The sequence below is a fragment of the Bradyrhizobium sp. USDA 4461 genome, from assembly GCF_054055655.1.
The window spans coordinates 2,756,887-2,782,589 of sequence record NZ_JBSRXM010000001.1 but is presented as its reverse complement, the minus strand read 5'-3'; the positions used below and the strand labels follow the sequence as shown (position 1 = coordinate 2,782,589).

The following is a 25,703-nucleotide window of genomic DNA, read 5'->3' as shown; positions in this document are numbered from 1 at the left end:
GGAAGGCTCAGGAGGATAGCGTGGCGGCGTCCGGATTGTCGAGGGCGCGGACGAATTGCGCGCGGTCGAGGTCGCCCTCCCAGCGCGCCACCACCACGGTCGCCACCGCCGTGCCGATGAAATTGGTCAGCGCGCGCGCTTCCGACATGAAGCGGTCGATGCCGAGCAGCAGCGCGATGCTTGCCACCGGGACATGGCCGATCGAGCCCAGCGTTGCCGCGAGCACGATGAAGCCGCTGCCCGGCACGGCGGCTGCACCCTTCGACGTCAACAGGCAAACCACGACGAGACCGATCTGCTGCATAAGCGACATCGGCGTGTCGGTGGCCTGGGCGAGGAACACGGCGGCCATGGTCAGATAGATGCAGGTGCCGTCGAGATTGAAGGTGTAGCCGGTCGGGATCACCAGGCCGACGGTCGATTCGGCGCAGCCTGCGGCCTTCATCTTGTCGATGAAGCGCGGCATCACCGATTCCGAGCCCGACAGGCCAAGCACAAGCAGCAGCTCTTCGCGGAGATAACGGATCAGCTTGAAGATGCTGAAGCCGGCGAGGCGCGACACGATGCCGAGCCCTGCGATCACGAACAGCACGCAGGTGAGATAGAACACCAGCATGAAGTGCGACAGCGCGACGATCGAGCCGACTCCGTATTTGCCGATGGTGAAGGCCATGGCGCCGAACGCGCCGATCGGCGCGATCCGCATGATCATGCCGATCAGGATGAACAGGATCTTCGACAGCTTCTCGATCGCCACCAGCACCGGCTTGCCGCCTTCGCCATAGCGCTGCAGGGCGATGCCGAACAGCACCGCGAAGAACAGCACTTGCAGCGTGTCGCCGCTGGTGAACGCGCCGCCCACGGTGGAGGGAATGACGTTCATCAGGAAGCCGACCACGGTCTGGTCGTGCGACTGGGTCACGTAGGTGGCAACGAGGCGGGAATCCAGCGAAGCGGCCGAGACGTGCATGCCGGCGCCGGGCCGCGCCAGGTTGATCACGATCAGGCCGATGATCAGCGCCGCGGTGGTCGCAACCTCGAAATAGATGATTGTCTTCAGACCGATCCGTCCGGCCTTGCGCATGTCGTCGAGGCTCGCAATGCCGTGCACCACGGTGAGGAAGACGATCGGCGCGATCGCCATCTTGATCATCTTGATCAGGGCGTCGCCGAGCGGCTTCAGCGCCGCGCCGACATCCGGCCAGAGGTAGCCGACCAGCACGCCCAGCGCGATGCCGATCAGCACCTGGACATAGAGACGCGCATGCCAGGGCGCTGCGGCGACGTCGAGACGGGCAGCACCGTCATTGGTGATCGTGGACATGGGCGGCGATCCTCTGGAGTCTTTGATATTGGCCGCGCCATCGGTGGATGCACCGCTGCAGCAGCGGCGGAACGTTGGCGGGCGATCGCGCCGAGCGCAAACGAGTTAAGCTCAGGCAGCGTGACCTCAGCTCACAGGCTGGTACCGGGCGCGTGAGCCCACCTCACGCTCCGTCAGCATTACTCGTTTGCGGGCGCCTGCCGCTTTGACCGACAACGGCAGGGAAGCCGGTCGTCAACCGGCGCAAGCTGTGAGGAACGACGATGAGCAGACTTTCGGTGGCGGTGATCGGCGCCGGCATGGGCGGACTGGCCTCGGCGGCGGCGCTGAGCCGCGCGGGCGTCGATGTGACGGTATACGAACAGGCCCAGCGCTTCACCCGGCTCGGCGCCGGCATCCAGATCGGCTGCAACGCCATGAAGGTGATGCGGGCCTGGGACCTGGAGCCGGTACTGCGCCGCGCGGCGTTCTACCCGCGATCCTGGAACAACAAGGAATACGACACCGGCGAGGTGCGCTTCGACATGGTGTTCGGCCCTGCCGCGGAGGAGCGCTACGGCGCACCCTATCTGCTCGGGCATCGCGGCGACCTGCATGCGGCGCTCGCCAGCGCCGTGCCAGATCATCTCGTCCGGCTCGATCACAAGCTGACTGCGATCGAACAGCGCGCCGACCGTTCAGTGGCGCTGACCTTCGCCAACGGCCACAGCACGGCGGTCGACGCGGTGGTGGCGGCCGACGGCGTGCATTCCTTCGTCAAGGAGCGGCTGTTCGGCCGCGACGAGCCGAACTTCACCGGCCGCATCGCCTATCGCACCGTGTTTCCGGCATCGCTGCTCGAGGGCTATCCGATCGACGACTGCACCAAATGGTGGGGGCCGGATCGCCATATCGTGATCTATTACGTCAAGCCCGACCGTAGCGAGGTCTATTTCGTGACCAGCCAGCCGGAGCCGGGCTTCACGGTGGAATCCTGGTCGGCGACCGGCGACGTCGGCGAGTTGCGCAAGGCGTTCGAAGGCTTCCATCCCCAAGTCCGCAGGGTGCTGGAGGCCTGCCCGTCGGTGCACAAATGGGCGCTGGTCGACCGTGATCCGCTGCCGCGCTGGAGCGAGGGCAACATCACGCTGCTCGGCGATGCCTGCCATCCGATGACGCCCTACATGGCGCAGGGCGCGGCGATGGCGATCGAGGATGCCGCGGTGCTGTCACGCTGCCTCGCGGGCGTCGATCGCGACGGCGTCGCCGAGGCCTTCCGCCGCTTCGAGGCGACGCGCAAGCCACGCACCTCGCGCGTGCAGGCGAGCTCGCGCACCAACACCTGGCTCAAGAACCCGACCGATCCGGACTGGGTCTACGGCTACGACGCCTGGACCACGCCGCTCGCCCAGCCGGCGCTGGCCTGACCACAATAGAAATGGAGACGATGATGACCGACGCAAATCCCCGCGGCGAGAAGTTCGAGCGCGGCCTGCAAACCCGCCGCACCGTGCTCGGCGACGCCTATGTCGAAAGATCGCTGAAGGCGGCCGACGAGTTCAACTGGCCGATCCAGAAGCTTGCGACCGAATATTGCTGGGACGAGATCTGGAATCGCCCGGATCTCGACAAGCGCAGCCGAAGCCTGCTCAACCTCGGCATGATCGCAGCGCTGAACCGGCCGCACGAGCTGAAGGTGCATATCCGCGGCGCGCTCAACAACGGCCTGAACAAGAGCGAGCTGCGCGAGGTGTTTTTGCAGATCGCGGTGTATTGCGGCATGCCCGCCGGCCTCGATAGCTTCCGCATCGCCAAGGACGTGTTCGCGGAGATGGGCCTTGTCGACTGAACCGGCCCCGATCGTCACCGCCGCATGGCAGGGCTTCGTCCGGCACGACGTGCCGGGCAAGGCCGGGCGGCTCAGCGTCCGTGTCGGCGGCGCCGGTCACCGCGCGCCGGTGCTGCTCTGCCACTCGATCCTGACCAGCAGCGCGATCTGGCACCGCCAGGCCCTCGCGCTCGCCGCGCGCGGCCATCGCGTGTTCGCACTCGACAGCAGGGGTCACGGACAATCCGAGGCACCGCGCGGTCCGTATACGATGGACCACCTCGTGGCGGATGCGGCCGTGGTGCTCGATCATTTCGAGATCGCGCGGGCGCATGTGATCGGCGTCTCGCAGGGCGGCATGACGGCGTTCGGCCTCGGCGTGCGCCATCCCGACCGCCTGCTCAGCCTGTGCGTGATCGCCGCGCGCGCCGATGCGCCACAGCCCTTCGCGGCCGCATGGGACGATCGGATCGCTCTCGTGCAAGCACAGGGCGTCGCGCGGCTGGCGGCACCGACCGCCGAGCGCTGGTTCGGACGCGCTTTTCTCGAGGCCCATCCGGCGATCACCACCGCGCTGCTCGAGTGCATCAACGGGACCGATCCCGCGGGCTTCATCGGCTGTGCCCGCGCGATCCAGTCCCTCGCCTATCTCGACGGCGTGAAGACGATGCAGGTGCCGCTAACGATGATCGTCGGCGCAAACGACCAGCTGCTGGTGCAGCCGATGACCGAACTCGCGGCGATGCTTGATTGCCGGCTTGCGATCATTCCCGACGCCGGACACCTGCCCCAGGTCGATCACCCCAGCGAGGTCGAGGCCGCGATCGAACGGCATTTGCGGGAAGCCGCTCGATCCGGGTGACGCGCGTCCGCCGCGGCTCCCCAGCAAAAACATCGAAAACAACCCCATGCAAAGGTGCGGGCGGCCGCCGCCTGCGCCAATTCGCGCCATCGGCGTGACGATCTTTGGATGCCGGTCAGCCCCGGCCGGTCATCGAACTCGCAAGAAAGCGTCATCCCGCCGTCAACTGACCGCGACAGATTGTCGCGGCCAGCGCAGGCGATTCAAAATCTCACCGGGAATCGAGAGGGGCGAACTCATGAGTGGTTTTCGTGACTATTTCTTGTCGACTGCCGCGATCGCGGCGGCCATGCTGGCTTGCGGCGTCGCGGTCGCGCATGCCGATGATGACAACGACCATTCGCAGCGACATGGCTACAAGCACGTCCTGCTGATCAGCGTCGACGGCATGCACGCCGTCGATTTGAAGCGTTGGGTCGAAAGCCGTCCGGGCGGCAACTTCGCGCAGCTCAGCGGCAAGGGCGTGGTCTATCCGAACGCCTTCACCACCGCGCCCTCCGACAGCTATCCCGGCATGCTGGCGCAGGTCACGGGCGCCACGCCGAAAGGCGGTAGCCTGTTCTATGACGACAGCTATGATCGCACCGAATATCCGGCGAAGGCCTTCTATACCAGCCAGGGTCTTGCCGATCCCGGTTGCGTAAGCCCCGCAGGAACCGAGCTCACCAATTTCGAAGCGCTCGACAAGAGCTACAACTATTCCAGCGGATTGGTCGCCGATTACACCGCCGGCGGCACGCTCGGTCAGGTCTACACCCAGCTCGATCCGGATCACATGCAGCGCAAGCTGGTGAACGGCGAGTGCAAGCCGGTCTATCCGCACGACTATGTGCGCACCAACACGATCTTCGAGGTGATCAAGCAGGCCGGCATGCGCACGGCCTGGTCCGACAAGCATCCCGCCTATGAGGATCTCGCCGGTCCGTCGGGCAAGGGCCTCGACGAGCTGTTCACGCCGGAGATCAATTCGCAGGACACGATCGACCCCGGCGCGCAGCCCGGCGACGACTACACCACGAGCTACACCGGCGTCCGCTCCTACGATTCGCTGAAGGTGCAGGCGGTGCTGAACTGGATCGACGGCTATGACGGCACGCGAGCCAAGCGTCAGCCGGTGCCTGCGATCTTCGGCATGAACTTCCAGGCGGTCAGCGTCGGCCAGAAGCTCGCCAAGGCCGGCCACGCCGATACCGACAAGTCGCTGGTCGGCGGCTACGCCGACGGCAAGGCGACGCCCGGCAATGCGCTCACGCTGCAATTCCAGTTCGTCGACGACGCGCTCGGCAAGTTCGTCAACGAGCTCAAGGCGCAGAACCTCTACGACTCGACGCTGATCATCGTCAGCGCCAAGCACGGCCAGTCGCCGATCGACGTCAAGGACCGCGTGGCGATCTCCGACGCGCTGTACAGCGGCACGCCCGGTTTCGGCAGCAACGGCTTCGAGATCTGCGATGACGAGGCGCTGGTCTGGCTGTCGCCCGAGTTGCAGCAGGCGACCAATCCGGCGACCGGCCATCCCTATTATGCCGACGCCAAGGCCTACATCCTGGCTCACGCCGCCGACCTGCATATCCAGGAGCTGCTCGACCGCGACGAGCTGACCAGGCTGTATGAGGATCCGTTCCACAACAGCCGGGTGCCGGACTTCATCGCCATCACCGACCACGGCGTGATCTGCACCGGCGGCAGCAAGCTTGCCGAGCATGGCGGCTTCTCGAACGACGATCGCAACGTGCTGCTGCTGCTCTCCTCGCCGCGCATCAAGCATGCGCGGGTCATCGAGGACGAGAGCTTCACCACCCAGATCGCGCCGACCATCCTCCGCGCGCTCGACCTCGATCCGCGCAGCCTGCAAGCGGTTCGCGACGAGGGCGTCGAGCCGCTGAAGGAAAAATGAAGCCGCAGCTGCGGGAGCTCCAGCGGCGCACCACAGCGAACGGCTTGCGCGGCAGAGACACCGGGCAAGCCGACCTGCCCGATCTCACGTATCGGCGCCTCGCATACCGGGGCGCCGATACTCGCATCAGCAGGCGATCGCGCCCGCACGCGCCGTCGGCGCCAGCATTGCTTGACGATAGATCGCCCGGATCCCGTCAAAGGCCGTTCGGATCGGCCGGAGGTCCGTCGCCGCAAGGCGGACACCGAGCCCCGCGGCCTCGGGCAGCACGCTGGCCGCAGCGTACAGGCACGGAATCCGATCCAGAGCGGCGTTCAGCGATGCCTGAAGGCTCGCCAGATCATGCGTTGGGGTCAGCACCAGGAACGCCGATCCAAACGCCCGACGACCGCAAAAGATATCGGGGTCCGGACGCTGCAGCCGCATCCGGTCGATCAGCAGGGGCTCGCCGCCCGATCTGCGCAGGCAGAACGTCGATTCCAGCTCGCGGAAACCGCGGGCTTTCCCGCCGGGATCGTGCATCGTGAATGCGTCGACGATCAAGCTGCACGCCTCGTCTGCGCAGTCGAGCTCCACGGACTGGCGCAGCGCCGCATCCGGAAACAGGATACGCGGCTCCGGCAGATATTCCAGGCTGGCGCCGTTCGCGACCTGAAGGCTGACGGTCTCGACGGAGTGAGCATCCGGGTCCGCACGATGCACCGACGTCGCGCCTTGATTGGTGAGGCAGACGGCCGTGCCCGGCTCGAGCACGAGACGCTGCGCCAGGCGATCCTCGCCGTGCACGGCGCCACTTGCCGTCTGCACGATCACGCCGAGGCAATCCGGCCGATCCGGATCGACATGGAAGCTGCGCGTGAGGACGAACGGCCCACGGAACAGGCGCCGGTCGATCACCGTGCGCTGGCCACGGCGGACAAAGCTCAGGTCGAGCCGCAGATCGTCCGCTGTCGCCGCCGGCCTCACGTTCTGAACAGAACCTCGCGCTCGAGCAGATCGACGATCGCATCGATCCCCTCGCCGCGACGGCAATTGGTGAGCAAGACTGGACGATCGTCGCGGACGGTCAGGGCCTCGCGATGCATGCGCTCGAGGTCGACGCCGACATGAGGCGCCAGATCGACCTTGTTGATGACAAGGAGGTCGGCGCGGATGACGCCGGGCCCGCGCTTGCGCGGGATATCGTCGCCCCCGGCCACGTCGATGACGAACATCCAGAAATCGGTCAGATCGCGCGAAAAGGTCGAGGCGAGGTTGTCGCCGCCGCTCTCCAGCAGGATCAGCTCGACGCCGGGAAAGCGCCGCTCGAGTTCGTCCGCCGCCTCGATGTTGAGCGTCGGGTCCTCGCGAATGACGGTGTGAGGGCACGCGCCCGCCTCGACCGCCGACACCCGCGCAGGATCGATCAGCCCGGATCGCCGGATCCGCTCGGCGTCTTCCGCGGTGACCAAATCGTTGGTGATGACGGCAATATCGATGCCGCGCGCCTTGAGCGCCGGGATCAGCCGCTCGACCAGCGCCGTCTTGCCCGAGCCGACCGGCCCTCCGATCCCGACCCGCGCGGCCGCGATATGTGCAGCGCTCGATTCGCCTCTTAGCGTGATTCGATTCATCGCAGCATATACCGCCTGGCAAGCGGCACCTTGGTAGCCGGGGGACACATCAAGAGCTTGCCGTCGGCGCGGACTTCGAAGGTCTGCGGATCGACCTCGACATGCGGCTTCGCCGCATTCCGCACCATGTCGGCCTTGCGCAGCTTCCGCACGTTCCTGATCTGGACGAGATCGCGCGTCAGGCCGTGCTTGCGGCCGACGTCGGCATCGATGGCAAGCTTCGAGACGAAGTTGACGCCCAGACGTTGCGGCGCGGCGCCAAGCGCGCCCCACATGCGTTTCTGGATCATCGGTTCCGACAGGCCAAGGCTGCCATTGCCGTCGCCCATGGCGGCCCAAACGACAAAGCCGTTCTTGATCACCATGTAGGGCTTGATGCCGAAAGACGCGCGCGGCCAGAGCACGAGATCGGCCATCTTGCCGATCTCCACCGAGCCGACCATGTGGTCGATGCCGACCGCGATGGCCGGGTTGATGGTGAGCTTGGCGACATAACGCTTGATGCGTTCATTGTCGGCGCGAACGGTTTTTTCCTCGGGCAGGCGGCCGATCCGGTCCTTCATCACGCTGGCGAGCTGCCAGCATTTCGCGACATTCTCGGCAAGCCGTCCCATGCCTTGCGTATCGGTACCGAAGATCGAGATCGCGCCCATGTCGTGGAGGAAATCCTCCGCGGCCATTGATTGGGCGCGCACCCGCGCTTCGCCGAACATCACGTCCTCGGGCGCATTGTAGTTGAGCTGATGACAGATCATCGTCATCGGCACGCCCTCCTCCATACCGTAGGAGGTGTAGGGATTGGTCGGGTTGGTGGACGAGGGAATCACATTGTCCCACGACACGACCTTGAGCAGATCCGGCGCATGACCGCCGCCGGCGCCCTCGACGTGATACATGTGGATGGTGCGCCCATCGACGGCGGCCATCGTATCCTCGCAGAAGCCGTATTCGTTGATCGAATCGGTGTGCAGGTGGACCGCGAAATCGTTGCGATCGGCCGCCACCAGGCTCTGGTCGATCACGGCCGGAGCGGCCCCGAAATCCTCGTGGATCTTCACCGACATGCCGCCGGCCCCCACCGCCTCCTCGACGGCTTCCGGATTGGACCCGCCGCGCCCGAACAGCGCGTAGTTGAGCGGCGAGAACTCGATCGCCTGGAGGAAGCGCGCAAAGGGTGCGGCGGCACCACTGCCGACATCGAAAACCGGGCCCGAGCCGTTGCCGACCAACGTGGTCGTGCCGCCCGCGAGTGCATGGTCGGACTGTTCGGGCGAGATCAGGTGGGCGTGTGACTCGATCGCGCCGGCGGTGATGATGAACGGACCGCCGGCGATCGGCGCCGTGGTGTGGCCGACGACCATGTCGGGATGCACGTCCGGCATCACGTCGGGGTTGCCCGCCTTGCCGATGCCGACGATGCGGCCGTCCCGGATGCCGATGTCGGCCTTCACGATCCCGGTCACCGCATCGACGATCGTGGCATTCTTGATCACCGCATCGAGGCTCTTGTGCGAGGACGTCCGGTAGCCGTTGACGCCCTCGCCGTCGCGCAGGTTCTTGCCGGCACCGACCAGCAGCTCATGCCCGTAAGTGGTGTAGTCGTGCTCGATCTCGGCGAGCAGGCTCGTGTCGGCGAGCCGCACCAGATCGCCCTTGGTCGGGCCGTAGAGTTCGCCATAGGCGCGGCGGGTCAGGATGGCCACGGTCAGGCTCCCTGATAGCCGCGGGCGCGGGCCTGCTTGAGCGCCGCGTCGCGCGCGGACGGCGCATCCAGCGGACCGTTGACCAGCCCGGCCTGCCCAAGCACGACCCGGTCGCCCGCGATCGGAACGAGGCGCACCGACTTGGTGACACCCGGCTCGAAGCGGATGCCGGCGCCGGCCGGCCGATCGATCTTCATGCCCCAGGCTGCCGCGCGATCGAAACGCAAGGCGCGATTGACCTCGAAGAAATGCGTGTGGCTGCGGACCTGGACGTCGCGGTCGCCGGTGTTGACGACCTCGATGGTGATCGCCGGCAGGCCCGCAAAGCTCTCGATGTCTTCGCCGCCTGCGATGATCTCGCCGGGAACGAGATCCTCGGCGACCGCACTATCGCTGGGCGCGATCGGCTCGAACACCGCCATCACCTTGGTGCCCTCGGCGAACATGCATTCGATGTAGAGCATCGGGATCATCGGGGCGACGCCGGGCTCGACGTCGTCGACCGTCAGCAGCCGGCCTGCCATGTCGCGAATGTCCGCATACGGCAGGTCACGCCGCGCCGCCGTCATCACCTCGTCGGTGATGTAGGCGACCGCCTCGGGGTGACTCAGTTTGATCCCGAGCGAACGATTGCGGCGCGCCATTTGCGCGGCGTTGAAGATCACAAGACGATCCAGTTCAGTCGGCGACAGGTTCATCATGGCGAGGTCAGCTCCTCTATGTCGTGAACATCCGGACGTGGCGCAGCGGCCCGCGCGACACCGCAATGTCGATGAACGGCGTGAAGCTCGCCGGCTGCGCGTCCGGCCGGGGCGTTTCCGCCAGCAGGTTCGCGAGCAATCCGCGCGCCACCGCCTGGCTACGCTGGGCTTCCACATGACCGATGACGCCGAGCCGTACCGCGGCACCGACCAGACCGGTCACCAGCGTCCAGCCCGACATCAACTCCGCTGCATCGAGCTTGAATTCGGCATCGCGGCAGACCACGGCCTGCGCGACCGGTAAATGACCGAGCCGCGCATCCGATGACACCAGCCTGCGGTAAGCGACCGATAGCGGGCCATCGAGCTTGACCCAGACCCCGAGCAGCGCCCTGCCCGCGCGACGCGAACCTTCCCGCATCTCGGCCGACACCGTTGCCGCCTCGGCGAGCCGATCGACCGCAGCAATCGCATCGCAACCCGCCGCATGAAAGGCGCTGCGCAGCAGGATGCGATCCATGGTGGCCCAGCGCCGCACCAATTGATCGGAGATGATGCGGTCGAGCTCGTTGCGATTGGCGAGCATGCCGTCGGCGGCGAGCCCTTCGAGTCCCCAGGAGAACGCGAAGCCGCCGGCCGGATAGGCGCTATCGCCCAGCTGCAGCAGCGCCAGCGCTTGCAATCTATCGAACAGCATCGGCTTCCATCACCTCGCCGGTCCCGAGCAGCGGCATGATGCGCGCGCGATACGTCTCGAGCGGACCATCCAGCAGCACGACGAGCCAGTCGCCGTCGAAGCGGACCCGCCAGTGCAGGTTTCCGGCATTCCATCCGAGCTTGAGCGCCGCCGCCTGATCCGTGGCCTTCAATCGCCACGTCTGCTGCTCGCCAAAACGCACAATGACGGCGCGATCATGCGCGAGAAAGAGCAGCGCGCCATCGACCAACTCTTCATCGCGATCCAGGCTGACCGCGCAGTCGGTTCCACGATCGGTCGTCAGACGAAAGCGCTTGCGACCGACATCCGCCGGCGGCACGAACAGCAGTTCAATGCCGCCGTGATGCTCGACATGATGGAGGCGGCGCGCAAAGGCCGTGTCGTCGGACCTCCCGATGATGCCATGAAGCCGTAACGTCACGATGTTCTCCCGCAATTGATCCGGCGCCGGTCTAAAGCACGATGCGATTTGGTTGAATCGTCATCGCGCTTTAGCCCTTTGTTTGAGCATGATCTTTTCGGAAAACCGCTTCGCACTTTTCCGGATCATGCTTTAACGCACCGTCGCCGACACCTCCTTTGACGTCACCAGCGTGACCTCGCCGTCGAGGATCGGCTTGGCGATGCCGAAGAAGGTCGCCACCGCGGCCGATTCGTTGTGACGATCCATCGCGGCCTTGTCGGCGAAGCGCTCATAGGTCGTGAACAGGCAGGGATCGTCCTCGCTTTGCGAGATGAAGAACCCGATCGTCTCCGGCTCATTAGCCGCGACATGGGCCGCGACGTCGCGCAGCGCGTCGCGCATCGTGACCTCGCGGCCGGATTTCGCCCTGATGATGGCGGTGATCGTGATCATCAGAACTTTCTCCAGTCGCCGTCGGCCTCGAAGGCCTTGGCCGCCTGATAGATGGTCGCCTCGTTGTAATCCCTGGCGATCAGCATCAGGCCGACCGGCAGGCCGTCCGAGAGACCGCAAGGCACAGTCATGGCGGGGTGGCCGGTGACGTCGAACGGGCTGGTGGTGGCGGTCATCTCGAAGGCACGCTGGACCACTTCGGCCAACGGCGCCCCCTTCGCCGGAATCGGCGTCGCGACGCAGGGCAGGGTCGGCATCAGCAGCAAATCGTACGACCCGAACATCCTGTCGTAGGCCGCCTTGGCGACGATCGCGATGTTGCGGGACTTGGCGTAATAGCGGCCGCGATAGTGGCTGACGCCCCACTGTCCGACCAGCATGCAGAGCTTCAGCGTCTGCGACAGATCGTCGGCACGGTCGCGCCAGGCGGAATGCGCGTCGACCAGGCCCACATCGTAGAGCCCCTTCCAGTTGAAGCCCATGCCGTTGCCGATCATCATCTGAACCAGAAAGCCCTCCAGCGTGATCGGATTCCAGGCCGCGAGCGCGTGCATGTGTTCGGGGATCGAAACCTCCGACACGCTGGCGCCGAGCTTGGCGAAGCGCTCCGCCCCGGCTTTGACCTTGGCGACGACGCCTTCCTGCATGTTCGGCGCCGAGAAGCCCTCCTTGAGGACGCCGATCTTCAGGCCCTTGGCGCCGCGGTTGAGCAGCTCGGTGTAGCTCGTGACCTTCGGCGCATATTGCCGCGGATCATACCCGTCGGGACCGGCCAGCACCTCCAGCAGCAGCGCATTGTCGGCGACGTTCGCCGTCATCGGCCCGGTGTGATCGATCGTCGATTCGATCGGCATCACGCCGGTGTAGGGAACCAGGCCGTGCGTCGCTTTCATGCCGTAAATGCCACAATAGGACGACGGGATGCGGATCGAGCCGCCCTGGTCGCCGCCGATCGCCATGTCGACTTCACCGGCCGCAACCAGCGCGGCGCTGCCCGAGGACGAGCCGCCTGCGGAATACCCCATCTTGAGCGGGTTATGAACCGGCGCCGGATCGGAGGTGTGGCTGCCGCCCGACAGACAGAAATGTTCGCACACCGCCTTGCCGACGATGGTGCCGCCGGCATCGAGGATCCGCGTCACGATGCTCGCGTCGGCAGCTGGAATGAAGCCCTCGAGCGTCGTCGAGCCGTTCATCATGGGAACGCCGGCAAGCGCGACGTTGTCCTTCAGCACGACGGTGCGGCCGGCAAGCTTGCCGCTCGATGCGCCCTTCACCTCGGTCTTGATCGCCCAGGCGCCGTACTTGTTCTCGCTCGGCGCCGGCTTGCCGCCGGGCACGCGCGGATATTTCACCGGCGGCAGCGGATTCGGGAGCTCATCGACGACGTCATACGCATCGAACATGCCGCCCATCAATGCGAGATAGTCGGAGGCCTCCTCGACCGACATGTTCATGTGTAGGCTCGCGGCGAGCTCGGCGACATCCTCGGCATTCGGGCGCTTGATAGACATGAGTCATCCTTTCTTGTGCGGACAAGCTGGCAGAGCAGACAGAAATCAGTCATCGCGGTGGCCGGCGCGGCTGCGCCGGAACGGGCCTTAACTCGGGCTCATGGCGGCATCCCGTGCCATCAGGCTGTTGCGGTCGAGCTCTTCCGTGATGCGTCCCTTCTGGATATTGAGCACCCGGTCGGACAGCGAGGTGATGAATTCGAGGTTCTGTTCGACGACGATCAGCGACATGCTCCAGCGCTTCTTCAGCGCGAGCAGCGTCTCGATGATCTCCTCGATGATCGACGGCTGGATGCCTTCGGTCGGCTCGTCGAGCAGGATCAGCCGCGGCTTGGTGCAGAGGCAGCGCGCCAGCGCGAGCAATTGCTGCTCGCCGCCCGACAGCGCCCCGCCGCGCCGGTCGAGCAGGCGCACCAGGCGCGGAAAGTCCTGCAGCACCGCGTCGATCACCGTGCGATCTTCCTTCGGTGCCGCCGCAAGCCCCATCCGCAGGTTCTCGTCAACGCTGAGGTCGGGGAAGATCTCCCTGCCCTGCGGCACCAGACCGATGCCGAGTCGGGACCGCTCATGTGGCTTCAGATGGGTGATGGTCTTGCCGGCAAAGGCGACCGTGCCGCCGGTGGTCGGCAGATGGCCCATCAAGGCACGTAACGTCGTGGTCTTGCCCATGCCGTTATGGCCGAGAATGCCGAGATACTCGCCGTCCTGCACCGTCATGTCGATGCCGAACAGGATCGGAATCCGGCCGTAGCCGGAGCGCAGATCCCTGACCTCCAGCAGCGCGTTCATGCCGCCACCTTCTTGCCGAGATAGACGTCGCGCACCCGCTGATCCGCCAGCACCTTGCTCACGGTATCTTCCACGAGCACGCGCCCCTGATGGAACACGGTCACCTTCTTGGCGATCTGCTTGATGAACTCCATGTCGTGCTCGACGACGATGATGGCATGGGTCTGGTTGATCTCGCGGATGATCGCGGCGGTGTGCGCGGTCTCCTCGTCGGTCATGCCGGCGGCCGGCTCGTCGAGCAGGATCAGATCGGGCTCGGCGGCGAGCACCATGCCGATCTCCACCCACTGTCGTTGGCCGTGCGACAATGTCGCGACAATGCGGTCGGCGTGGTCGGTCAGGCGGATCATCCCCAGCACGGCATTGACGGCGGGCGCCTGCGCGCGCGGCGTCGCCTTGCGGCGGACCGCAAGCCAGATGTTCTCGCGCACCGACAGGCCGTTGAAGACGTTCGGCACCTGGGTCTTGATGCCGATCCCCATCCGGGCGATCTGGTGCGACAGCCGGCCGGCGATGGCCTCGCCGCGAAATGCGATGGTGCCGGAGGTCGGGGTGAGCTGGCCGGTCAGCATCTTGAAGAAGGTGCTCTTGCCGGCGCCGTTCGGGCCGATCAGGCAACGCAGCTCCATCTCCTCCAGCGTGAAGGTGATGTCGTCATTGGCGACCACGCCGCCGAACCGCATCGTGAGATGCTCGGCCTTGAGCAGGGGGACGAGTTCGGCCATTTCTATTCTGCTCCAGCCGGGTGCGGCGCCACCGTCGGCGATGACATCGGTTCCTCTTCGAGAGACGCTTTCGCTTTCGGCTGCGGCACAAGCCTGAGCAGGAGATCGCGCGCCGTCGGTACCAGCCCCTTGGGCAGCAGCAGCACGAACACGATCAGGACGGCGCCGAGGACGAGATTGGAGTTCAGCGCCTGCTGCGAGCCGATATAGGCGACGATGTACTCGATCAGCACGCAGCCGACGATCGGACCGAGCAGGGTGCCGAGGCCGCCGACGGTGATCCAGATGATGATCTCGGCCGAGAGCGACAGGCTGAAGATGGTCGGACCGACGAACGCGCCCCAATTGACATAGAGCGCGCCGGCCAACCCCGCGATCGCGCCGCCCAGGCTGAAGGTCAGCAGCTTGACGACGCGCGGGTCATAGCCGAGCAAGGACGCGCGGGTCTCGTTCTCGCGCACCGCGACGATGACGCGGCCGGCCGGCAGCGACAGCAACAGACGTAGCAACAGGAACACGGCAAGCAGCGCGCCGGCCGTCGTCCACCAGGATTGCTCGGGCGACAGCATCTCGCCCGGATGGAACGGCACGTTGAAGGTCGGCACTGCCGGAATGCCGTTGAAGCCGCCGAGCAGCGCCTGGCCGATCCGGTAGCTGTCGCCGGACGTCGAGTTGATGCAGTTGAACAGGATCAGCGTCACGGTAAGCGTGATCACGCCGAGATAGACGTCGGAGATGCGGCCGAAGAAGATGAAATAGCCGAGCACCACCGCGAACAGCAGCGGAACGATGACGGCCAGCAGGATCGCCGGCGTCGAGTCCTGGAAATTGATCGCGGCGATCGCATAGGCGTAACCGCCGAGCCCGAAGAACGCGGTCTGTCCGAACGACAGGATGCCGCCGAAGCCCCAGATGAAGGCCAGGCTGAGCGCCAGCACCGACATCGCCGCGAACAGCGTCAGCTGCATCAGCGCGAACAGTTCGATCACCGACGGAACCAGCGCGATCGCGATGATCGCAGCGACGATCGCAGCCGCCTGGGCCGCGAGGCGAAAGCGGGGCGGCATCACAGCGTCCCCTTGAAGAAGCGGCCGGAGATGCCCTGCGGCAGCAGGCGGATCAGGACGATCGCCGCCGTGAACACCAAAACCTCGCCGTATACGGGCGTGGTAAAGTAGGCGCCGATCTGATTGACGGCGCCGAACAGGCTGGCCGCCGACATCGTGCCCGACAGGATCGCCGCACCGCCGCCGACCACGGTCATGAAGGCCTTGGCGACATAGGCGCCGCCCATCCCGGGCGTGATCCCCGAGACCGGCGCCAGCAGGCCGCCGGCAAGGCCGGTGACCGCGGCGCCGACCGCGAAGGTGCTCATATAGACCCGCGCCGGATTGACCCCCAACGTCGCTGCCATCGCCGGGTTCTGCATCGTGGCGCGCGCGATCAGGCCCCACCTGGTATAGCGCATGACGCCGTAGACCAGCGCCATCATGACAACGGCCATGCCGGCCAGGAACAGCGTGTAGTAGCTCGACTGATACGAGCCGATCGAGAAGCCGCCGAGCGGCGTCGGCACGCCCTGCTGGGTATTGCCGTAGATCGTCGTGATGATGCCGATGATGGCGAGGCTCAGTCCCCAGGTCGCCAGCATCGAATCGACCAGGCGTCCGTAGAGAAACCGGATCAGGCAGCGCTCGATGACGAGGCCGACGACGCCGACGAACAGCGGCGCGACGACCAGCATCGCGATCCAGATGTTCACTCCGGCGTTGGCCGAGATGACGGTCGCGTAGGCGCCGAGCATGACGAACTCGCCATGGGCGAGGTTGATGATCTTCATCATGCCGAAGATGATTGCCAGTCCGAGGCACAGCAGGAACAGCGAGGCGATTCCGTTCAGAACGTCGAGCCCGAGTATGACGTAGATCGCCATTCGTAAGGTCCTTCCGGCAGTCCAGTGCGCTGGCCCCGCCGCGCTGCGGGGCCAGAAGACGTCAGAGACTGATGATGTACTGCTTGATGTCGTTCGGATTCTTGACCAGATCGCAGACGCTCGCGGTGTCGGCCGGCTTGACGTCCGGGTAGCTCTCCAGCACCGACCATTTGCGGTCCTTCACCTCGGCGAGGAAGGCGTTGCGGATGGTGTGATGGGTTGCCTTGTCGAGCGTGACCTTGCCGCTCGGCCCGTCGAACGAGATGGAATCCTCCAGCGCCGCGATCACCTTCATGCGGTCGATGCTGGCGGCCTTGCGCACGCCGGCCGCCCACAGCATGACGCCTTCGTAGGTACAGGCGGCGAGCTCGCTGATATAGGGCGTGTCGGAATGCGCCTTCTTGATCTTCTCGACGAAGCTCTTCGAGGCCGGCGTCGTCAGCTCCTCGAAATAGCCGTAGGCGCCGAGGATGGAGTCGCTTTCGGCCGCATCGAGCGTGGTCGGCTCGTTGACCAGGCCGAACGTGGTCGACGCGATCGGGATCTTCCCCTTCATGCCGGCCGAGGTCCACTGCCGGTAGAACGCGGTGTGGTTGCCGCCGACCAGCGCCGAGAGGATGAGGTCGGGCTTGGCGGCCTGGATCTTCGAGATCGTCGGGCCGAAATTGGTGACGTCGAGCGGGAAGAAGTCGGTCGACAGCACCTCGCCGCCATTGTCCTTGACGTATTTGGTCATCCACTTCGCGGTGATCTGACCGTAATTGTAGTCGGCGGCAATGATGTAGGCCTTCTTGCCGGCCTTCTTCATCGCGGTCGGCACCAGCTTTTCCACGGTCTGCGCCGGTGTCGTTCCGGTGCAGAAGGTGTTGCGATCGCAGACGCCGCCCTCATAGAGCACGTTGTAGAAGTACAGCACCTTGAAGCGGTCGAAGGTCGGGCGCACCGCCTCGCGCGAGGCCGAGGTGATGCCGCCGTGAACCACGTCGACCTTGTCCTTCACCGCGAGCTGCTGGGCGAATTGCGAATACATCTGGATGTTCGACTGGGTGTCGTAGTGGATCACCTTCAGCGGCCGGCCGAGCAATCCGCCGCCGGCGTTGATCTCGTCCACGGCGAGCTGCAGGGCGTAGACCATCGGCGTGCCGGAGGCTGCGATCGGCCCGGACTGATCGTGCAGGCTGCCGACCACGATCGGGTTCTCGGCCCCGAGCGCGCCGGAGCGGAAGACCGCGGGCGCCGCGATCAGCGTCGTCGTTGCAATGGCCGAGTGCTGCAGGAAGCGGCGACGCGAGAAACTCATGGAGGCCCCCAAGTTGGCGGTGCTTGATATGGAAACTATTAAAAAGACAATATTTGAAAATGCAAGCGCTTTATCGCCACGCGACCAGCGAGAAATCGTAGCCGTCGAGCCGGGCGAGATGGATCGGATGCCGGACTCCGACCACCGGACGCGCATCATCGCCGCGTGCCGTGCGCTGCTGGCTGGTCCGCCCGTAAAGGCGGCTGAGTTGCCGCGCATCGAGGCTGCCGGCTTCCTCGATCAGGGCGGCGAGGGAATAGATCCCCTCGTAGCAGGACTCCCCGAAAGCATTGGCCGGCGGCGGACTGTCACCGAACGCGGTGTGATAGCGCTCCAGGAAGGCGCCGTTGTTGCGGGAGCGGATCGAGGCGAAATAGCTCGACGCCGCATAGAGGTTTTCGGTCTCGTCCGGCTCGAGCCCGTAGATGATGGTCTCGTCGACCGCGGAGGAAAACCGCAATACGTGCGAACTCAGGCCGGCGGCACAGAACGCCCGGTTGAAGGCGATGCAGTCCAGCCCCAGGAACATCGGCACCACCACGTCCGAGCGCGTGGTCTTGATGCGGTCCAGGATCTCATCGAAATCATGCAGGCCGACGGGCAGATAATGCTCGCCGGTCACGCTGCCGCCGAAGCGGGCGATCAGCGCGCGCGCGATCCTGAGCGACGAGCGCGGCCAGATGTAGTCGTTGCCGCAGAGAAAATAGCGGCGCGCGTGCTTCGATTCCGAGAGCCATTGGATCGCCGGCGCGAGCAGCTCGTCGGCGGTCTCGCCGGTCGTCATGACGTCGAACGGCGACGACAGCCCTTCGAACTGCGGCGTATAGATGAATGGAACGCGACCGAGGGCCGCGTTCACCACGGAGTCCCGCGCAAAACTCGGCAACATCCCGACGATGCCGTCCGCGCCATGAAGGTCGATGGCGTCGCGCGCCGCCTGCCCCGCACTTGCGCCGCTCTCGCCGGCATTCATGACGCAGAGTTCGACCGGCCGGCGCAGGATGCCCGACATCCGGTTGATTTCGTCGACCGCCAGACGTCCGCACGCCTCGGCCGACGGCGCCCACAGTCCCGCCGCGCCGCTTTGTGGGATGAGCAGACATATCCGGACGCTACGCAACAATGGCCTCTCCGCAATTCCGACGGAGATACCACTCACGAATCATGCCAACCGCGATCCCGCGCGCAACCGGGCCGGTTTTGCAGCAGAAGCGATCATTCTCGCAGTCTCGCCGCCTGTCTTGCCGATGTTTGCCGCCGAGCCTGCCCATTCATTGAGCAGCCCCAACCGGATTTGCTTTCCGGGCACACCAATTTATAGTCGAAATCAAATGTTGAAATATCAAATAAATTGGCCAAGGACCTCCATGGATCTACCCGACCTGATCCGGGGCGTGCATCGTCAGCTGGAGCAAGCGCTGGAAGCCCAGCTCAAGCCGCACGACATGTCGCTCCACCAGTATCGCGTGCTCGAGGCATTGGCCGAGCAGAACGGCCTGTCGATGGGAGATCTGGCGACCCGTCTGCTGGTCGATGGTCCGACCCTGACCAAGGTGATCGACAGAATGGTCGCGTCGGCCGACGTGTATCGCGGTCCCGATCCGTTCGACCGGCGCAAGGTGCTGATCTTCCTGTCGCGCAGGGGCGCTGCGCGCTTCGACGACATCGGCGCGCTCGGCGCATCTATCCAGCAGGACGTCGTTGACCGGCTCGGCACATCGGAAGCTGCAACCTTGACGGCGCTGCTCTCGGAACTGTTGACCTGCGGCCATCCGTTACAGTCCCGATCGACGCGTGGACGAGAGACGTTCACGCACGAATGATCGCGTGCTATTCTGCACATCGATCGCCGGGTGCTAAACCACAACTTGAGCCACGACCCGAACCAGTCTAGCGGGTTTGGCTCATCCAACTCGGAAATTCGAGCTCGAGATATAAGCTTCTGTCGCGAATGGGAGCTGGGTTTACACCGCCCTCAACGATCCATTACCTTTATTAGTTTTGCGATCTCACGCCGCCGGGCTTGTATCTCCTTGATATGCTGGTCGATACGGCCCAGCTTTCCTCTTAGTGCCTTTACCATCGCTGCGCGCGAGGGATAATTGGGCGCGGCGTCGCTGAGGCCCTTTCGGATTTCGCCAAGGGAAAAACCCAGCCGCTGCGATCCATCGATGAGACTGAGAATTTTCACGGTCGTTTCCGGATAGTCTCGATAGCCATTCTCACGCCGGATCGCGGCGGGAAGCACTTTGCGCTTTTCGTAAAACCGGATGCGGGACGGCGAGATGCCGGTCCTTTTTGAAAGCTCTCCGATCCGCATCGGACCTCCTTGACCTTGAACCTAGGTTGAAAGTGTAGCGTCGACCGATCGGCCGGAAAAGCCAAAGGAGGGAGCGCCCGATGACTACACACGCATTTGAGGACGACAGCGCGAGAGTTGCGGTCGCTGCTCCCGCCTGCAACCAGTCGCTACTATGGCTGATTGCAGGAGCGTTCACCTCGATGTTCGCCGTCGGCGGGCGATGGGACATCGCACTGGCAGCTTGGGTTGCTCCGGTATTCCTGCTGCGATTTGTACGCATCAACCGTTTACGCGTCGCGATCCCGGCCATTTGGCTGGCTTCCCTGGCCAACGCCTTGTTCTGGGCGATCGAGCTGAACGACAGAGCGATGACCGCTCCGGATTATGCGATAGCGATCGTGTTCGGCGCCGTATTCGCGCTGCCATATGTGGCCGATCGAATACTCACGCCCCACCTTGGTGTTCTCGGTAAACTTCTGGCATTTCCGGCAGCCTGGGCCTGCACGGAATATTTGGTGGCGACGCTGAGCCCGCTGGGAGGCATGTATGGCCTGCGCGCCAACACGCAGACCGAATATCTGTCGGTACTGCAGCTGACCTCCGTGCTCGGACCGTACAGCATTGGATTTCTGATCAATTGGTTTGCAACGACGGTGAACTGGATGTGGGAGCGCCCGCGCGATTCCAGGCGACGATCCGTAGCGATCGCTTACGGTACCGTTCTAGGCGTGGTTCTGATCGGAGGGGGTTTGCGGCTCGCATTCACGCCGACGCCAAAAGCTTACGTCCGCATGGCGACGATCACGCCGAGCATGTACGCGCAAAATGCCGCGCGCGCGATGATCGAAGGTCGATCCGCTGCTCCAAATTCATACGCCGATCCGATGACCGTCATGCACGCCAATACACTTCTTTTCGCGAACAAGAGTGAAGTGGCGCGCGCGCCCACGGATTTGGTGCGAGCTGCCTATTCGCTTGTGCAAGACGACCTGCTCCGAAGCACGCGCGAGGCTGCCTGGAGCGGCGCCAAAGTCGTGCTCTGGTCCGAGACAGCGGCACCAATACTCAGTGATGCCGACAAATCCGCCTTTCTTGTCAAGATCGCAGACGTTGCGCGCTCGGAGAAGATTTTCATTGATGCCGCCATCGGAGAGCCGTTCGCTCGGAATCAGAGTGAGCTGATCGGTCCTGACGGCAAGGAAATCTGGTCCTATGACAAGCGCCATCCTGTTCCTCTCCTCGAACCGGTTGCTCCGGGAACACGACCGGCACCCACTGCGCAAACGCCTTTCGGCCGCTTGACCAACGTCATCTGCTTCGACGCCGATTTCCCCTCGCAGTCGCGGGTGGACGCGGATGTCATGTTGGTGCCAGGGTTCGAGTGGCCCGAAATCGGCTCCTCGCACACGCTGAAATGGGTGCGCGTGCGAGCAATCGAGAATGGCTACGCCCTGATCCGCGCCGCCTACTACAGCCAATCGGCGGCTTTCGATCGCCTCGGCCATGTCCTTGCAACACAGGACACCTCGGGACCGGAGAGCCACATCATGTATGCAGATGTGCCAACCAAAGGAAGCGCGACGATCTACAACAGGATTGGAGACGTCATCATCTGGCTGAGCATTGCAATTTTGGCTGCTGCCGCTGTCGCTGCGTTTCGGCTACGAAGGGCTCAATAGCACGACGCGCGTGTTGGTGACGGGGGCGGGTTGCCCCCCGACATCTGGTTTGGTGTGGTCGACGCACGTGACGTCGCGAACCTGCACTTGCGGGCGATGACCGCCCCAGCAGCATGTGGAGAGAGGTTTCTTGCGACTGGCGGCGACTTCATGAGCGTCCTGCAGATGGCCGAATTGCTCAAGAAGGCCGCTGGCGATAACGCGGGGAGGGTTTCCACCCGCTCCTTGCCGGATTGGCTCACGCGCGCGGTCGCCGTGTTCGATCCCGGGGGTCAAGGGTCTGTTGCCGGAGCTCGGAAAGCGCAAGAACGCATCCAGCGAAAAGGCGCGCCGAACGCTGGGCCGGGCGCCGCGAAGTCCCGCGGATGCGGTCCCCGCTCGCGCCCGAAGCCTGGCGGAGTTCGGTTTGCTCAAAGCAGGCTCGGCGGGCCGGACGGGCTGAGACTGGCGGAGAGAGTGTCAGTCAATCCCCATTGAAACATAAAGCATTTTTGACCTTACGCAACCCAAACCCACGAGTTGCGCTACTGTCATTGCCGTTTCCTAGAGGAGTTCGCGCGTACTCAACGCCTCGCTCCAATCAAGACGAAGATGAGTGCGGCGGGCCCCGTCCACGCAAACCGTTCGCGGCGCGAACATGACGGACCGCCCGGCTAGTAAGTTGCTCGCCCGCCCGAGAGATCGAATACGGCGCCCGTGCTGAACGAGCACTCCTCGCTCGCGAGCCAGCAGACGAGCGATGTCGCCTCTTCGATCGTTCCGAACCGTCCGAGCGGAATCTTCGAAAGCATGAAATCGATGTGCTGGGGCGTCATCTGGTCGAACAGCGCCGTTCTGATCGCAGCCGGCGTGATGCAGTTGACGCGGACGCCCGTCGTGGCCGTTTCCTTGCCCAGCGATTTAGTGAGCGCGATCACGGCGGCCTTGGACGCACTGTAGGCCGAAGCGTTCGGGTTGCCTTCTTTTCCTGCGACCGAAGCGACGTTCACGATGCGACCGTAGCCACCCTTCTCCATCGCGCGGACAGCAGCGCGATTGCAGTAGAAAGCTCCGTTGACGTTGACGTCGAAGACCTTGCGCCAATCGCTGCCGGCATAGTCTTTCACGGCTCCGTTCGGCCCTGTGATGCCGGCGCTGGCTACCAGAATGTCGAGCCGGCCGCCCAGATCATCGATGCTCCGCCGCATAGCCGCATCGACGGCGTCTTCTTCCGCGACGTCGAGCGACTGCGTGTGTGCCGCGCCGGCCTCCGCCGCTGCTGTTGCGAGGACGGAGGCATTAAGGTCCCACATGGAGACCTGGGCGCCCTCGGCCGCCAGGCGCCGGGCCACATCGCGACCGATGCCGGACGCCGCGCCGGTAACGACGGCCGTCCGTCCTTCGAATCTTCCGCTATAGACCGTCACGACCGCGGCCCCGCAGCGGGCGACCACTCACGGGTTTGCTGACGTTGCGTCCCGAGACCCTCGATCCCGAGCGTCATGACGTCGCCCGGCTTGAGGTAGATCGCAGCGGGCTTCTTGCCCATGCCTACGCCAGGCGGCGTGCCCGTCGCGATGATATCGCCGGGCATCAGCGTCATGAAGCGGCTGACGTAGCTGACGATCTCAGCGCAGTCGAAGATCATAGTCCGGGTGTTGCCCGCCTGCATGCGTTGCCCGTTGACGTCGAGCCAGACGTCGAGCGCCTGGGGGTCGGTGACCTCGTCCGTCGTCACCAGCCACGGCCCGACAGGTCCGAAGCTGTCGCAGCCCTTGCCCTTGTCCCAGGTGCCGCCGCGTTCCATCTGGTACTCGCGCTCGCTCACGTCGTTCACGATGCAGTAGCCCGCGACGTGTTCGAGCGCGTCGGCGCGCTCGACGTAGGAAGCTCGCGTGCCGATCACGATTCCGAGCTCCACTTCCCAGTCGGACTTCTTCGAGCCCCTGGGCATAACGACATCGTCGTTCGGTCCGCTGAGCGAAGTGATCGCTTTCTGAAAGACGATGGGCTCGGAGGGCAGCGGAAGGTTCGCCTCCGCCGCATGATCGGCATAGTTCAGACCGATCGCGATGAATTTTCCGACGCCTGCGATCGGCACGCCAAAACGGGGCTCGCCGGCAACGAGCGGAAGCGTGGATGGAGCGATCCCAGCGATCTTCTGCAGCGCTGAACGCGACAGGTTGGCGGGGGTGAGGTCGGCGATGACATTCGACAAGTCGCGCAGGCGCCCCTGATCGTCGACAAGCCCCGGCTTTTCGGCGCCGGGATTGCCGAATCTGACGAGCTTCATTTGGTGTTCCTTTGGATATCCTTATGCGAACCGGGCCGAGACGGTGCCAAGACCGGCGATGTTGGCCTCGAACGCGTCCCCCGGGTTCACCGCGACCATCGGCCCGAGCGCTCCGGAAAGCACGATGTCGCCGGCGCGCAGCGGCCGCTTGCGACGGGCCAGTTCGCCGGCGAGCCACGCCATCGCGTTGAGCGGATTGCCGAGACAGGCCGCGCCGGTTCCCTTCGAGACGACCTCGTCCTTCCTGGTCATCTGCATCTGGAGAGCGCGGAGATCCAACCCATCCAGCCGGCGCACAGGCCCTCCCAGGACGAAGAGGCCAGACGACGCGTTGTCGGCGACGGTATCGACGATGCCGATGTCCCAATTGGTGATGCGGCTGCCGACGATCTCGAGGGCTGGCATCGCGTAGGCCACCGCCCGCAGCACGTCGGCCACCGTCGGTGTTTCGACCTCGACGTCCCGGTCAAGAAGGAAAGCCACTTCCGCTTCGATCTTCGGCTGAAGCACGCGCCCCGCAGCGACAGGCTCGTCCTCGCCCACGATCATATCGGCGAAGAGAACTCCGAAATCCGGCCTGTCTACCCCGAGTTGCTTCTGCACGGCGCGCGAGGTCAGACCGATCTTGCTTCCGACCATGCGCCGGCCTTCCTTCTCCCAATGTGCGGTGTTCTCCTGCTGGATGGTATAGGCCCCATCGACGTCGAGGTCCGCCAACTGGGGTCGAATGGGCGCGATCGGAGTACCGGCGTAAGCGGCGCGAATCTGAGCGGCGAGTTCGCTGTGCTTGGCTTGCTGATTCATCTGAACGATCCTTATTTGCCGGTCCGCAGAAATTCGATGTGGAGCCGATTAAACTGCTCTGCGTCCTCGAACTGGGGCCAGTGGCCGCAGCGGTTCATGACCACGAATTTCGAGCCCGGAATCATGTCCGCGATCTGCTTCCCCTCCTCGGGCGTCGCCGTCGGATCATGCGAGGTCCATACGACCATGGTCGGCGCCTTGATCGACCGGTATTGGTCGGCGGTGATCATGTTGGGCCGGCGGATTTCCATCTCCTGCAGGCACATGATCCGCTTCATCGTGTCGGCGAATCCCGGCTGGGCGTAGATCGCGCGACGGGTCTCGATCAGATCGTCCGAAACCATTCTCTTGTCGCACATCAGGAATTCGAGACGTGCCTTGATCCGTTCCCAGGAGGGATCGGACGCCGCCTCGTTGGACAGCTTTTTCAGCCGCTCCATCACGTGAGGGTGCGCCGTCCAGCCACCGGCAGTGTTGAGGACAAGCTTCTCGACCGCGGCCGGACGATGCACCGCGAGATAGGTCGCGACCCAGCCGCCGAGCGACTCACCGCTGATCATCGCCTTGTCCCTGCCGAGCGTCTTGAGGACGGCAAGGACATGATCGGCGTAGTCCTTGACCTGGTAGTCGATGGCCGGCTTGTCGGTCCATCCATGGCCCAGCATGTCGATGGCGACAAACCAGAAGTGATCAGCGTGCGGACCGAAGTTTCTGGAGTATGCCTCTGCATGGCCGCCGACGCCGTGCAGCGCCAGGACGAGCGGCTTGGACGGATCGCCCGACTCGATGCAGCGAGTGCGAATCCCGCCGGCGTTGATGAAGTGCTGTTTGAAGGAAATGCCCCTGAGATCGGCCCAGACGCTGGAAAAGTTTTCTGGTCTCGTGTCGCTCATAGCTGGATCTC

General features: G+C 64.5%; 26 protein-coding genes. 6 read left to right on the top strand and 20 right to left on the bottom strand.

Translation table 11 applies throughout. The features are described 5' to 3' along the window. Positions 1-7: 7 nt before the first annotated feature. On the bottom strand, positions 8-1,324 hold the full coding sequence (dctA, locus tag ACVINW_RS12975) for a C4-dicarboxylate transporter DctA (RefSeq protein WP_456751653.1): 1,317 nt from the start codon (positions 1,322-1,324) through the stop codon (positions 8-10). 263 nt (positions 1,325-1,587) lie between these two features. On the opposite strand from dctA, the gene ACVINW_RS12970 reads away from it, so the two are divergent. The 4 genes from ACVINW_RS12970 (at position 1,588) to ACVINW_RS12955 (ending at position 5,890) form a co-directional block, all read left to right on the top strand. Next, complete coding sequence (locus tag ACVINW_RS12970) at positions 1,588-2,730, top strand: FAD-dependent monooxygenase (RefSeq protein ID WP_456751652.1); 1,143 nt, start codon at positions 1,588-1,590, stop codon at positions 2,728-2,730. Positions 2,731-2,753: 23 nt separating this feature from the next. Then, complete coding sequence (locus ACVINW_RS12965; RefSeq protein WP_456751651.1) at positions 2,754-3,152, top strand: carboxymuconolactone decarboxylase family protein; 399 nt, start codon at positions 2,754-2,756, stop codon at positions 3,150-3,152. After that, entirely contained in the window at positions 3,142-3,993 is an 852-nt protein-coding gene (locus ACVINW_RS12960; RefSeq protein ID WP_456751650.1) for an alpha/beta fold hydrolase, read from the top strand. The genes ACVINW_RS12965 and ACVINW_RS12960 overlap by 11 nt, the downstream gene beginning before the upstream one ends. A gap of 238 nt (positions 3,994-4,231) precedes the next feature. Continuing rightward, positions 4,232-5,890, top strand: a complete 1,659-nt coding sequence (locus tag ACVINW_RS12955) for an alkaline phosphatase family protein (protein ID WP_456751649.1) — start codon at positions 4,232-4,234, stop codon at positions 5,888-5,890. Positions 5,891-6,016: 126 nt separating this feature from the next. On the opposite strand, the gene ACVINW_RS12950 is transcribed toward ACVINW_RS12955, so the two are convergent. The 14 genes from ACVINW_RS12950 to ACVINW_RS12885 all read right to left on the bottom strand — a co-directional run bounded on the left by ACVINW_RS12950 (position 6,017) and on the right by ACVINW_RS12885 (position 18,862). Further along, entirely contained in the window at positions 6,017-6,856 is an 840-nt protein-coding gene (locus tag ACVINW_RS12950) for an urease accessory protein UreD (protein ID WP_456751648.1), read from the bottom strand. Further along, positions 6,853-7,503, bottom strand: coding sequence for an urease accessory protein UreG (gene ureG, locus ACVINW_RS12945; protein ID WP_456751647.1), 651 nt, complete (start codon positions 7,501-7,503; stop codon positions 6,853-6,855). The genes ACVINW_RS12950 and ureG overlap by 4 nt, the downstream gene beginning before the upstream one ends. Continuing rightward, positions 7,500-9,206, bottom strand: a complete 1,707-nt coding sequence (gene ureC / locus ACVINW_RS12940) for an urease subunit alpha (RefSeq protein ID WP_456751646.1) — start codon at positions 9,204-9,206, stop codon at positions 7,500-7,502. Before ureC ends, ureG begins: the two co-directional genes overlap by 4 nt. A gap of 2 nt (positions 9,207-9,208) precedes the next feature. Further along, positions 9,209-9,907 (bottom strand): urease subunit beta, encoded by a 699-nt coding sequence (ureB, locus tag ACVINW_RS12935; RefSeq protein ID WP_456751645.1) that lies wholly within the window; start codon positions 9,905-9,907, stop codon positions 9,209-9,211. A gap of 16 nt (positions 9,908-9,923) precedes the next feature. Beyond that, positions 9,924-10,604 carry an urease accessory protein UreF gene (locus ACVINW_RS12930; RefSeq protein ID WP_456751644.1) on the bottom strand — a complete coding sequence of 227 codons (681 nt, stop codon included), beginning with the start codon at positions 10,602-10,604 and terminating at the stop codon, positions 9,924-9,926. Beyond that, positions 10,591-11,046 (bottom strand): urease accessory protein UreE, encoded by a 456-nt coding sequence (ureE, locus tag ACVINW_RS12925; protein ID WP_456751643.1) that lies wholly within the window; start codon positions 11,044-11,046, stop codon positions 10,591-10,593. The genes ACVINW_RS12930 and ureE overlap by 14 nt, the downstream gene beginning before the upstream one ends. A gap of 132 nt (positions 11,047-11,178) precedes the next feature. Continuing rightward, complete coding sequence (locus tag ACVINW_RS12920) at positions 11,179-11,481, bottom strand: putative quinol monooxygenase (RefSeq protein ID WP_456751642.1); 303 nt, start codon at positions 11,479-11,481, stop codon at positions 11,179-11,181. Next, complete coding sequence (locus ACVINW_RS12915; RefSeq protein WP_456751641.1) at positions 11,481-12,995, bottom strand: amidase; 1,515 nt, start codon at positions 12,993-12,995, stop codon at positions 11,481-11,483. Before ACVINW_RS12915 ends, ACVINW_RS12920 begins: the two co-directional genes overlap by 1 nt. An 87-nt stretch (positions 12,996-13,082) precedes the next feature. Further along, positions 13,083-13,784 (bottom strand): ABC transporter ATP-binding protein, encoded by a 702-nt coding sequence (locus ACVINW_RS12910; RefSeq protein WP_456751640.1) that lies wholly within the window; start codon positions 13,782-13,784, stop codon positions 13,083-13,085. Then, complete coding sequence (locus tag ACVINW_RS12905) at positions 13,781-14,509, bottom strand: ATP-binding cassette domain-containing protein (protein WP_456751639.1); 729 nt, start codon at positions 14,507-14,509, stop codon at positions 13,781-13,783. Before ACVINW_RS12905 ends, ACVINW_RS12910 begins: the two co-directional genes overlap by 4 nt. Before the next feature lie 2 nt (positions 14,510-14,511). Continuing rightward, the gene (locus ACVINW_RS12900; RefSeq protein ID WP_456751638.1) at positions 14,512-15,576 is read right to left on the bottom strand and encodes a branched-chain amino acid ABC transporter permease; all 1,065 of its coding nucleotides are present in this window, start codon (positions 15,574-15,576) and stop codon (positions 14,512-14,514) included. Then, positions 15,576-16,442, bottom strand: coding sequence for a branched-chain amino acid ABC transporter permease (locus ACVINW_RS12895; RefSeq protein WP_456751637.1), 867 nt, complete (start codon positions 16,440-16,442; stop codon positions 15,576-15,578). Before ACVINW_RS12895 ends, ACVINW_RS12900 begins: the two co-directional genes overlap by 1 nt. Before the next feature lie 61 nt (positions 16,443-16,503). Then, positions 16,504-17,742, bottom strand: coding sequence for an urea ABC transporter substrate-binding protein (locus tag ACVINW_RS12890; protein ID WP_456751636.1), 1,239 nt, complete (start codon positions 17,740-17,742; stop codon positions 16,504-16,506). Between the two features lie 70 nt (positions 17,743-17,812). Continuing rightward, positions 17,813-18,862 (bottom strand): substrate-binding domain-containing protein, encoded by a 1,050-nt coding sequence (locus ACVINW_RS12885; protein ID WP_456756383.1) that lies wholly within the window; start codon positions 18,860-18,862, stop codon positions 17,813-17,815. On the opposite strand from ACVINW_RS12885, the gene ACVINW_RS12880 reads away from it, so the two are divergent. Continuing rightward, positions 18,744-19,565: a MarR family winged helix-turn-helix transcriptional regulator gene (locus ACVINW_RS12880; RefSeq protein ID WP_456751635.1), complete on the top strand. Its 822-nt coding sequence runs from the start codon at positions 18,744-18,746 to the stop codon at positions 19,563-19,565. The genes ACVINW_RS12885 and ACVINW_RS12880 overlap by 119 nt on opposite strands. Before the next feature lie 152 nt (positions 19,566-19,717). On the opposite strand, the gene ACVINW_RS12875 is transcribed toward ACVINW_RS12880, so the two are convergent. Then, positions 19,718-20,062, bottom strand: coding sequence for a MerR family transcriptional regulator (locus ACVINW_RS12875; RefSeq protein WP_456751634.1), 345 nt, complete (start codon positions 20,060-20,062; stop codon positions 19,718-19,720). 80 nt (positions 20,063-20,142) lie between these two features. Here ACVINW_RS12875 and ACVINW_RS12870 point away from each other — a divergent pair, with 80 nt between their 5' ends. After that, positions 20,143-21,723, top strand: a complete 1,581-nt coding sequence (locus ACVINW_RS12870; protein WP_456751633.1) for a nitrilase-related carbon-nitrogen hydrolase — start codon at positions 20,143-20,145, stop codon at positions 21,721-21,723. A 653-nt stretch (positions 21,724-22,376) separates the two neighbouring features. Here the strand turns inward: ACVINW_RS12870 and ACVINW_RS12865 are convergent. From ACVINW_RS12865 to ACVINW_RS12850, 4 genes are read right to left on the bottom strand one after another with little or no spacing between them, the layout of a single operon-like run. Then, on the bottom strand, positions 22,377-23,129 hold the full coding sequence (locus ACVINW_RS12865) for an SDR family NAD(P)-dependent oxidoreductase (RefSeq protein ID WP_456751632.1): 753 nt from the start codon (positions 23,127-23,129) through the stop codon (positions 22,377-22,379). Beyond that, positions 23,126-23,995 carry a fumarylacetoacetate hydrolase family protein gene (locus tag ACVINW_RS12860; RefSeq protein WP_456751631.1) on the bottom strand — a complete coding sequence of 290 codons (870 nt, stop codon included), beginning with the start codon at positions 23,993-23,995 and terminating at the stop codon, positions 23,126-23,128. Before ACVINW_RS12860 ends, ACVINW_RS12865 begins: the two co-directional genes overlap by 4 nt. A gap of 21 nt (positions 23,996-24,016) precedes the next feature. Continuing rightward, a complete protein-coding gene (locus ACVINW_RS12855; RefSeq protein WP_456751630.1) occupies positions 24,017-24,799 on the bottom strand; it encodes a 2-keto-4-pentenoate hydratase in 783 nt (260 codons plus the stop codon). A gap of 11 nt (positions 24,800-24,810) precedes the next feature. Beyond that, positions 24,811-25,692 carry an alpha/beta fold hydrolase gene (locus tag ACVINW_RS12850; RefSeq protein ID WP_456751629.1) on the bottom strand — a complete coding sequence of 294 codons (882 nt, stop codon included), beginning with the start codon at positions 25,690-25,692 and terminating at the stop codon, positions 24,811-24,813. Positions 25,693-25,703: the final 11 nt, after the last annotated feature.

Excerpts from the sequence above, each read along its gene's own strand:
- dctA (WP_456751653.1), bottom strand. The coding sequence starts at position 1,324 with ATGTCCACGATCACCAATGACGGTGCTGCCCGTCTCGACGTCGCCGCA.
- ACVINW_RS12970 (WP_456751652.1), top strand. The coding sequence starts at position 1,588 with ATGAGCAGACTTTCGGTGGCGGTGATCGGCGCCGGCATGGGCGGACTG.
- ACVINW_RS12965 (WP_456751651.1), top strand. The coding sequence starts at position 2,754 with ATGACCGACGCAAATCCCCGCGGCGAGAAGTTCGAGCGCGGCCTGCAA.
- ACVINW_RS12955 (WP_456751649.1), top strand. The coding sequence starts at position 4,232 with ATGAGTGGTTTTCGTGACTATTTCTTGTCGACTGCCGCGATCGCGGCG.
- ureG (WP_456751647.1), bottom strand. The coding sequence starts at position 7,503 with ATGAATCGAATCACGCTAAGAGGCGAATCGAGCGCTGCACATATCGCG.
- ureB (WP_456751645.1), bottom strand. The coding sequence starts at position 9,907 with ATGATGAACCTGTCGCCGACTGAACTGGATCGTCTTGTGATCTTCAAC.
- ACVINW_RS12930 (WP_456751644.1), bottom strand. The coding sequence starts at position 10,604 with ATGCTGTTCGATAGATTGCAAGCGCTGGCGCTGCTGCAGCTGGGCGAT.
- ACVINW_RS12920 (WP_456751642.1), bottom strand. The coding sequence starts at position 11,481 with ATGATCACGATCACCGCCATCATCAGGGCGAAATCCGGCCGCGAGGTC.
- ACVINW_RS12915 (WP_456751641.1), bottom strand. The coding sequence starts at position 12,995 with ATGTCTATCAAGCGCCCGAATGCCGAGGATGTCGCCGAGCTCGCCGCG.
- ACVINW_RS12910 (WP_456751640.1), bottom strand. The coding sequence starts at position 13,784 with ATGAACGCGCTGCTGGAGGTCAGGGATCTGCGCTCCGGCTACGGCCGG.
- ACVINW_RS12905 (WP_456751639.1), bottom strand. The coding sequence starts at position 14,509 with ATGGCCGAACTCGTCCCCCTGCTCAAGGCCGAGCATCTCACGATGCGG.
- ACVINW_RS12900 (WP_456751638.1), bottom strand. The coding sequence starts at position 15,576 with ATGCCGCCCCGCTTTCGCCTCGCGGCCCAGGCGGCTGCGATCGTCGCT.
- ACVINW_RS12895 (WP_456751637.1), bottom strand. The coding sequence starts at position 16,442 with ATGGCGATCTACGTCATACTCGGGCTCGACGTTCTGAACGGAATCGCC.
- ACVINW_RS12890 (WP_456751636.1), bottom strand. The coding sequence starts at position 17,742 with ATGAGTTTCTCGCGTCGCCGCTTCCTGCAGCACTCGGCCATTGCAACG.
- ACVINW_RS12880 (WP_456751635.1), top strand. The coding sequence starts at position 18,744 with ATGCCCGACATCCGGTTGATTTCGTCGACCGCCAGACGTCCGCACGCC.
- ACVINW_RS12875 (WP_456751634.1), bottom strand. The coding sequence starts at position 20,062 with ATGCGGATCGGAGAGCTTTCAAAAAGGACCGGCATCTCGCCGTCCCGC.
- ACVINW_RS12870 (WP_456751633.1), top strand. The coding sequence starts at position 20,143 with ATGACTACACACGCATTTGAGGACGACAGCGCGAGAGTTGCGGTCGCT.
- ACVINW_RS12860 (WP_456751631.1), bottom strand. The coding sequence starts at position 23,995 with ATGAAGCTCGTCAGATTCGGCAATCCCGGCGCCGAAAAGCCGGGGCTT.
- ACVINW_RS12855 (WP_456751630.1), bottom strand. The coding sequence starts at position 24,799 with ATGAATCAGCAAGCCAAGCACAGCGAACTCGCCGCTCAGATTCGCGCC.
- ACVINW_RS12850 (WP_456751629.1), bottom strand. The coding sequence starts at position 25,692 with ATGAGCGACACGAGACCAGAAAACTTTTCCAGCGTCTGGGCCGATCTC.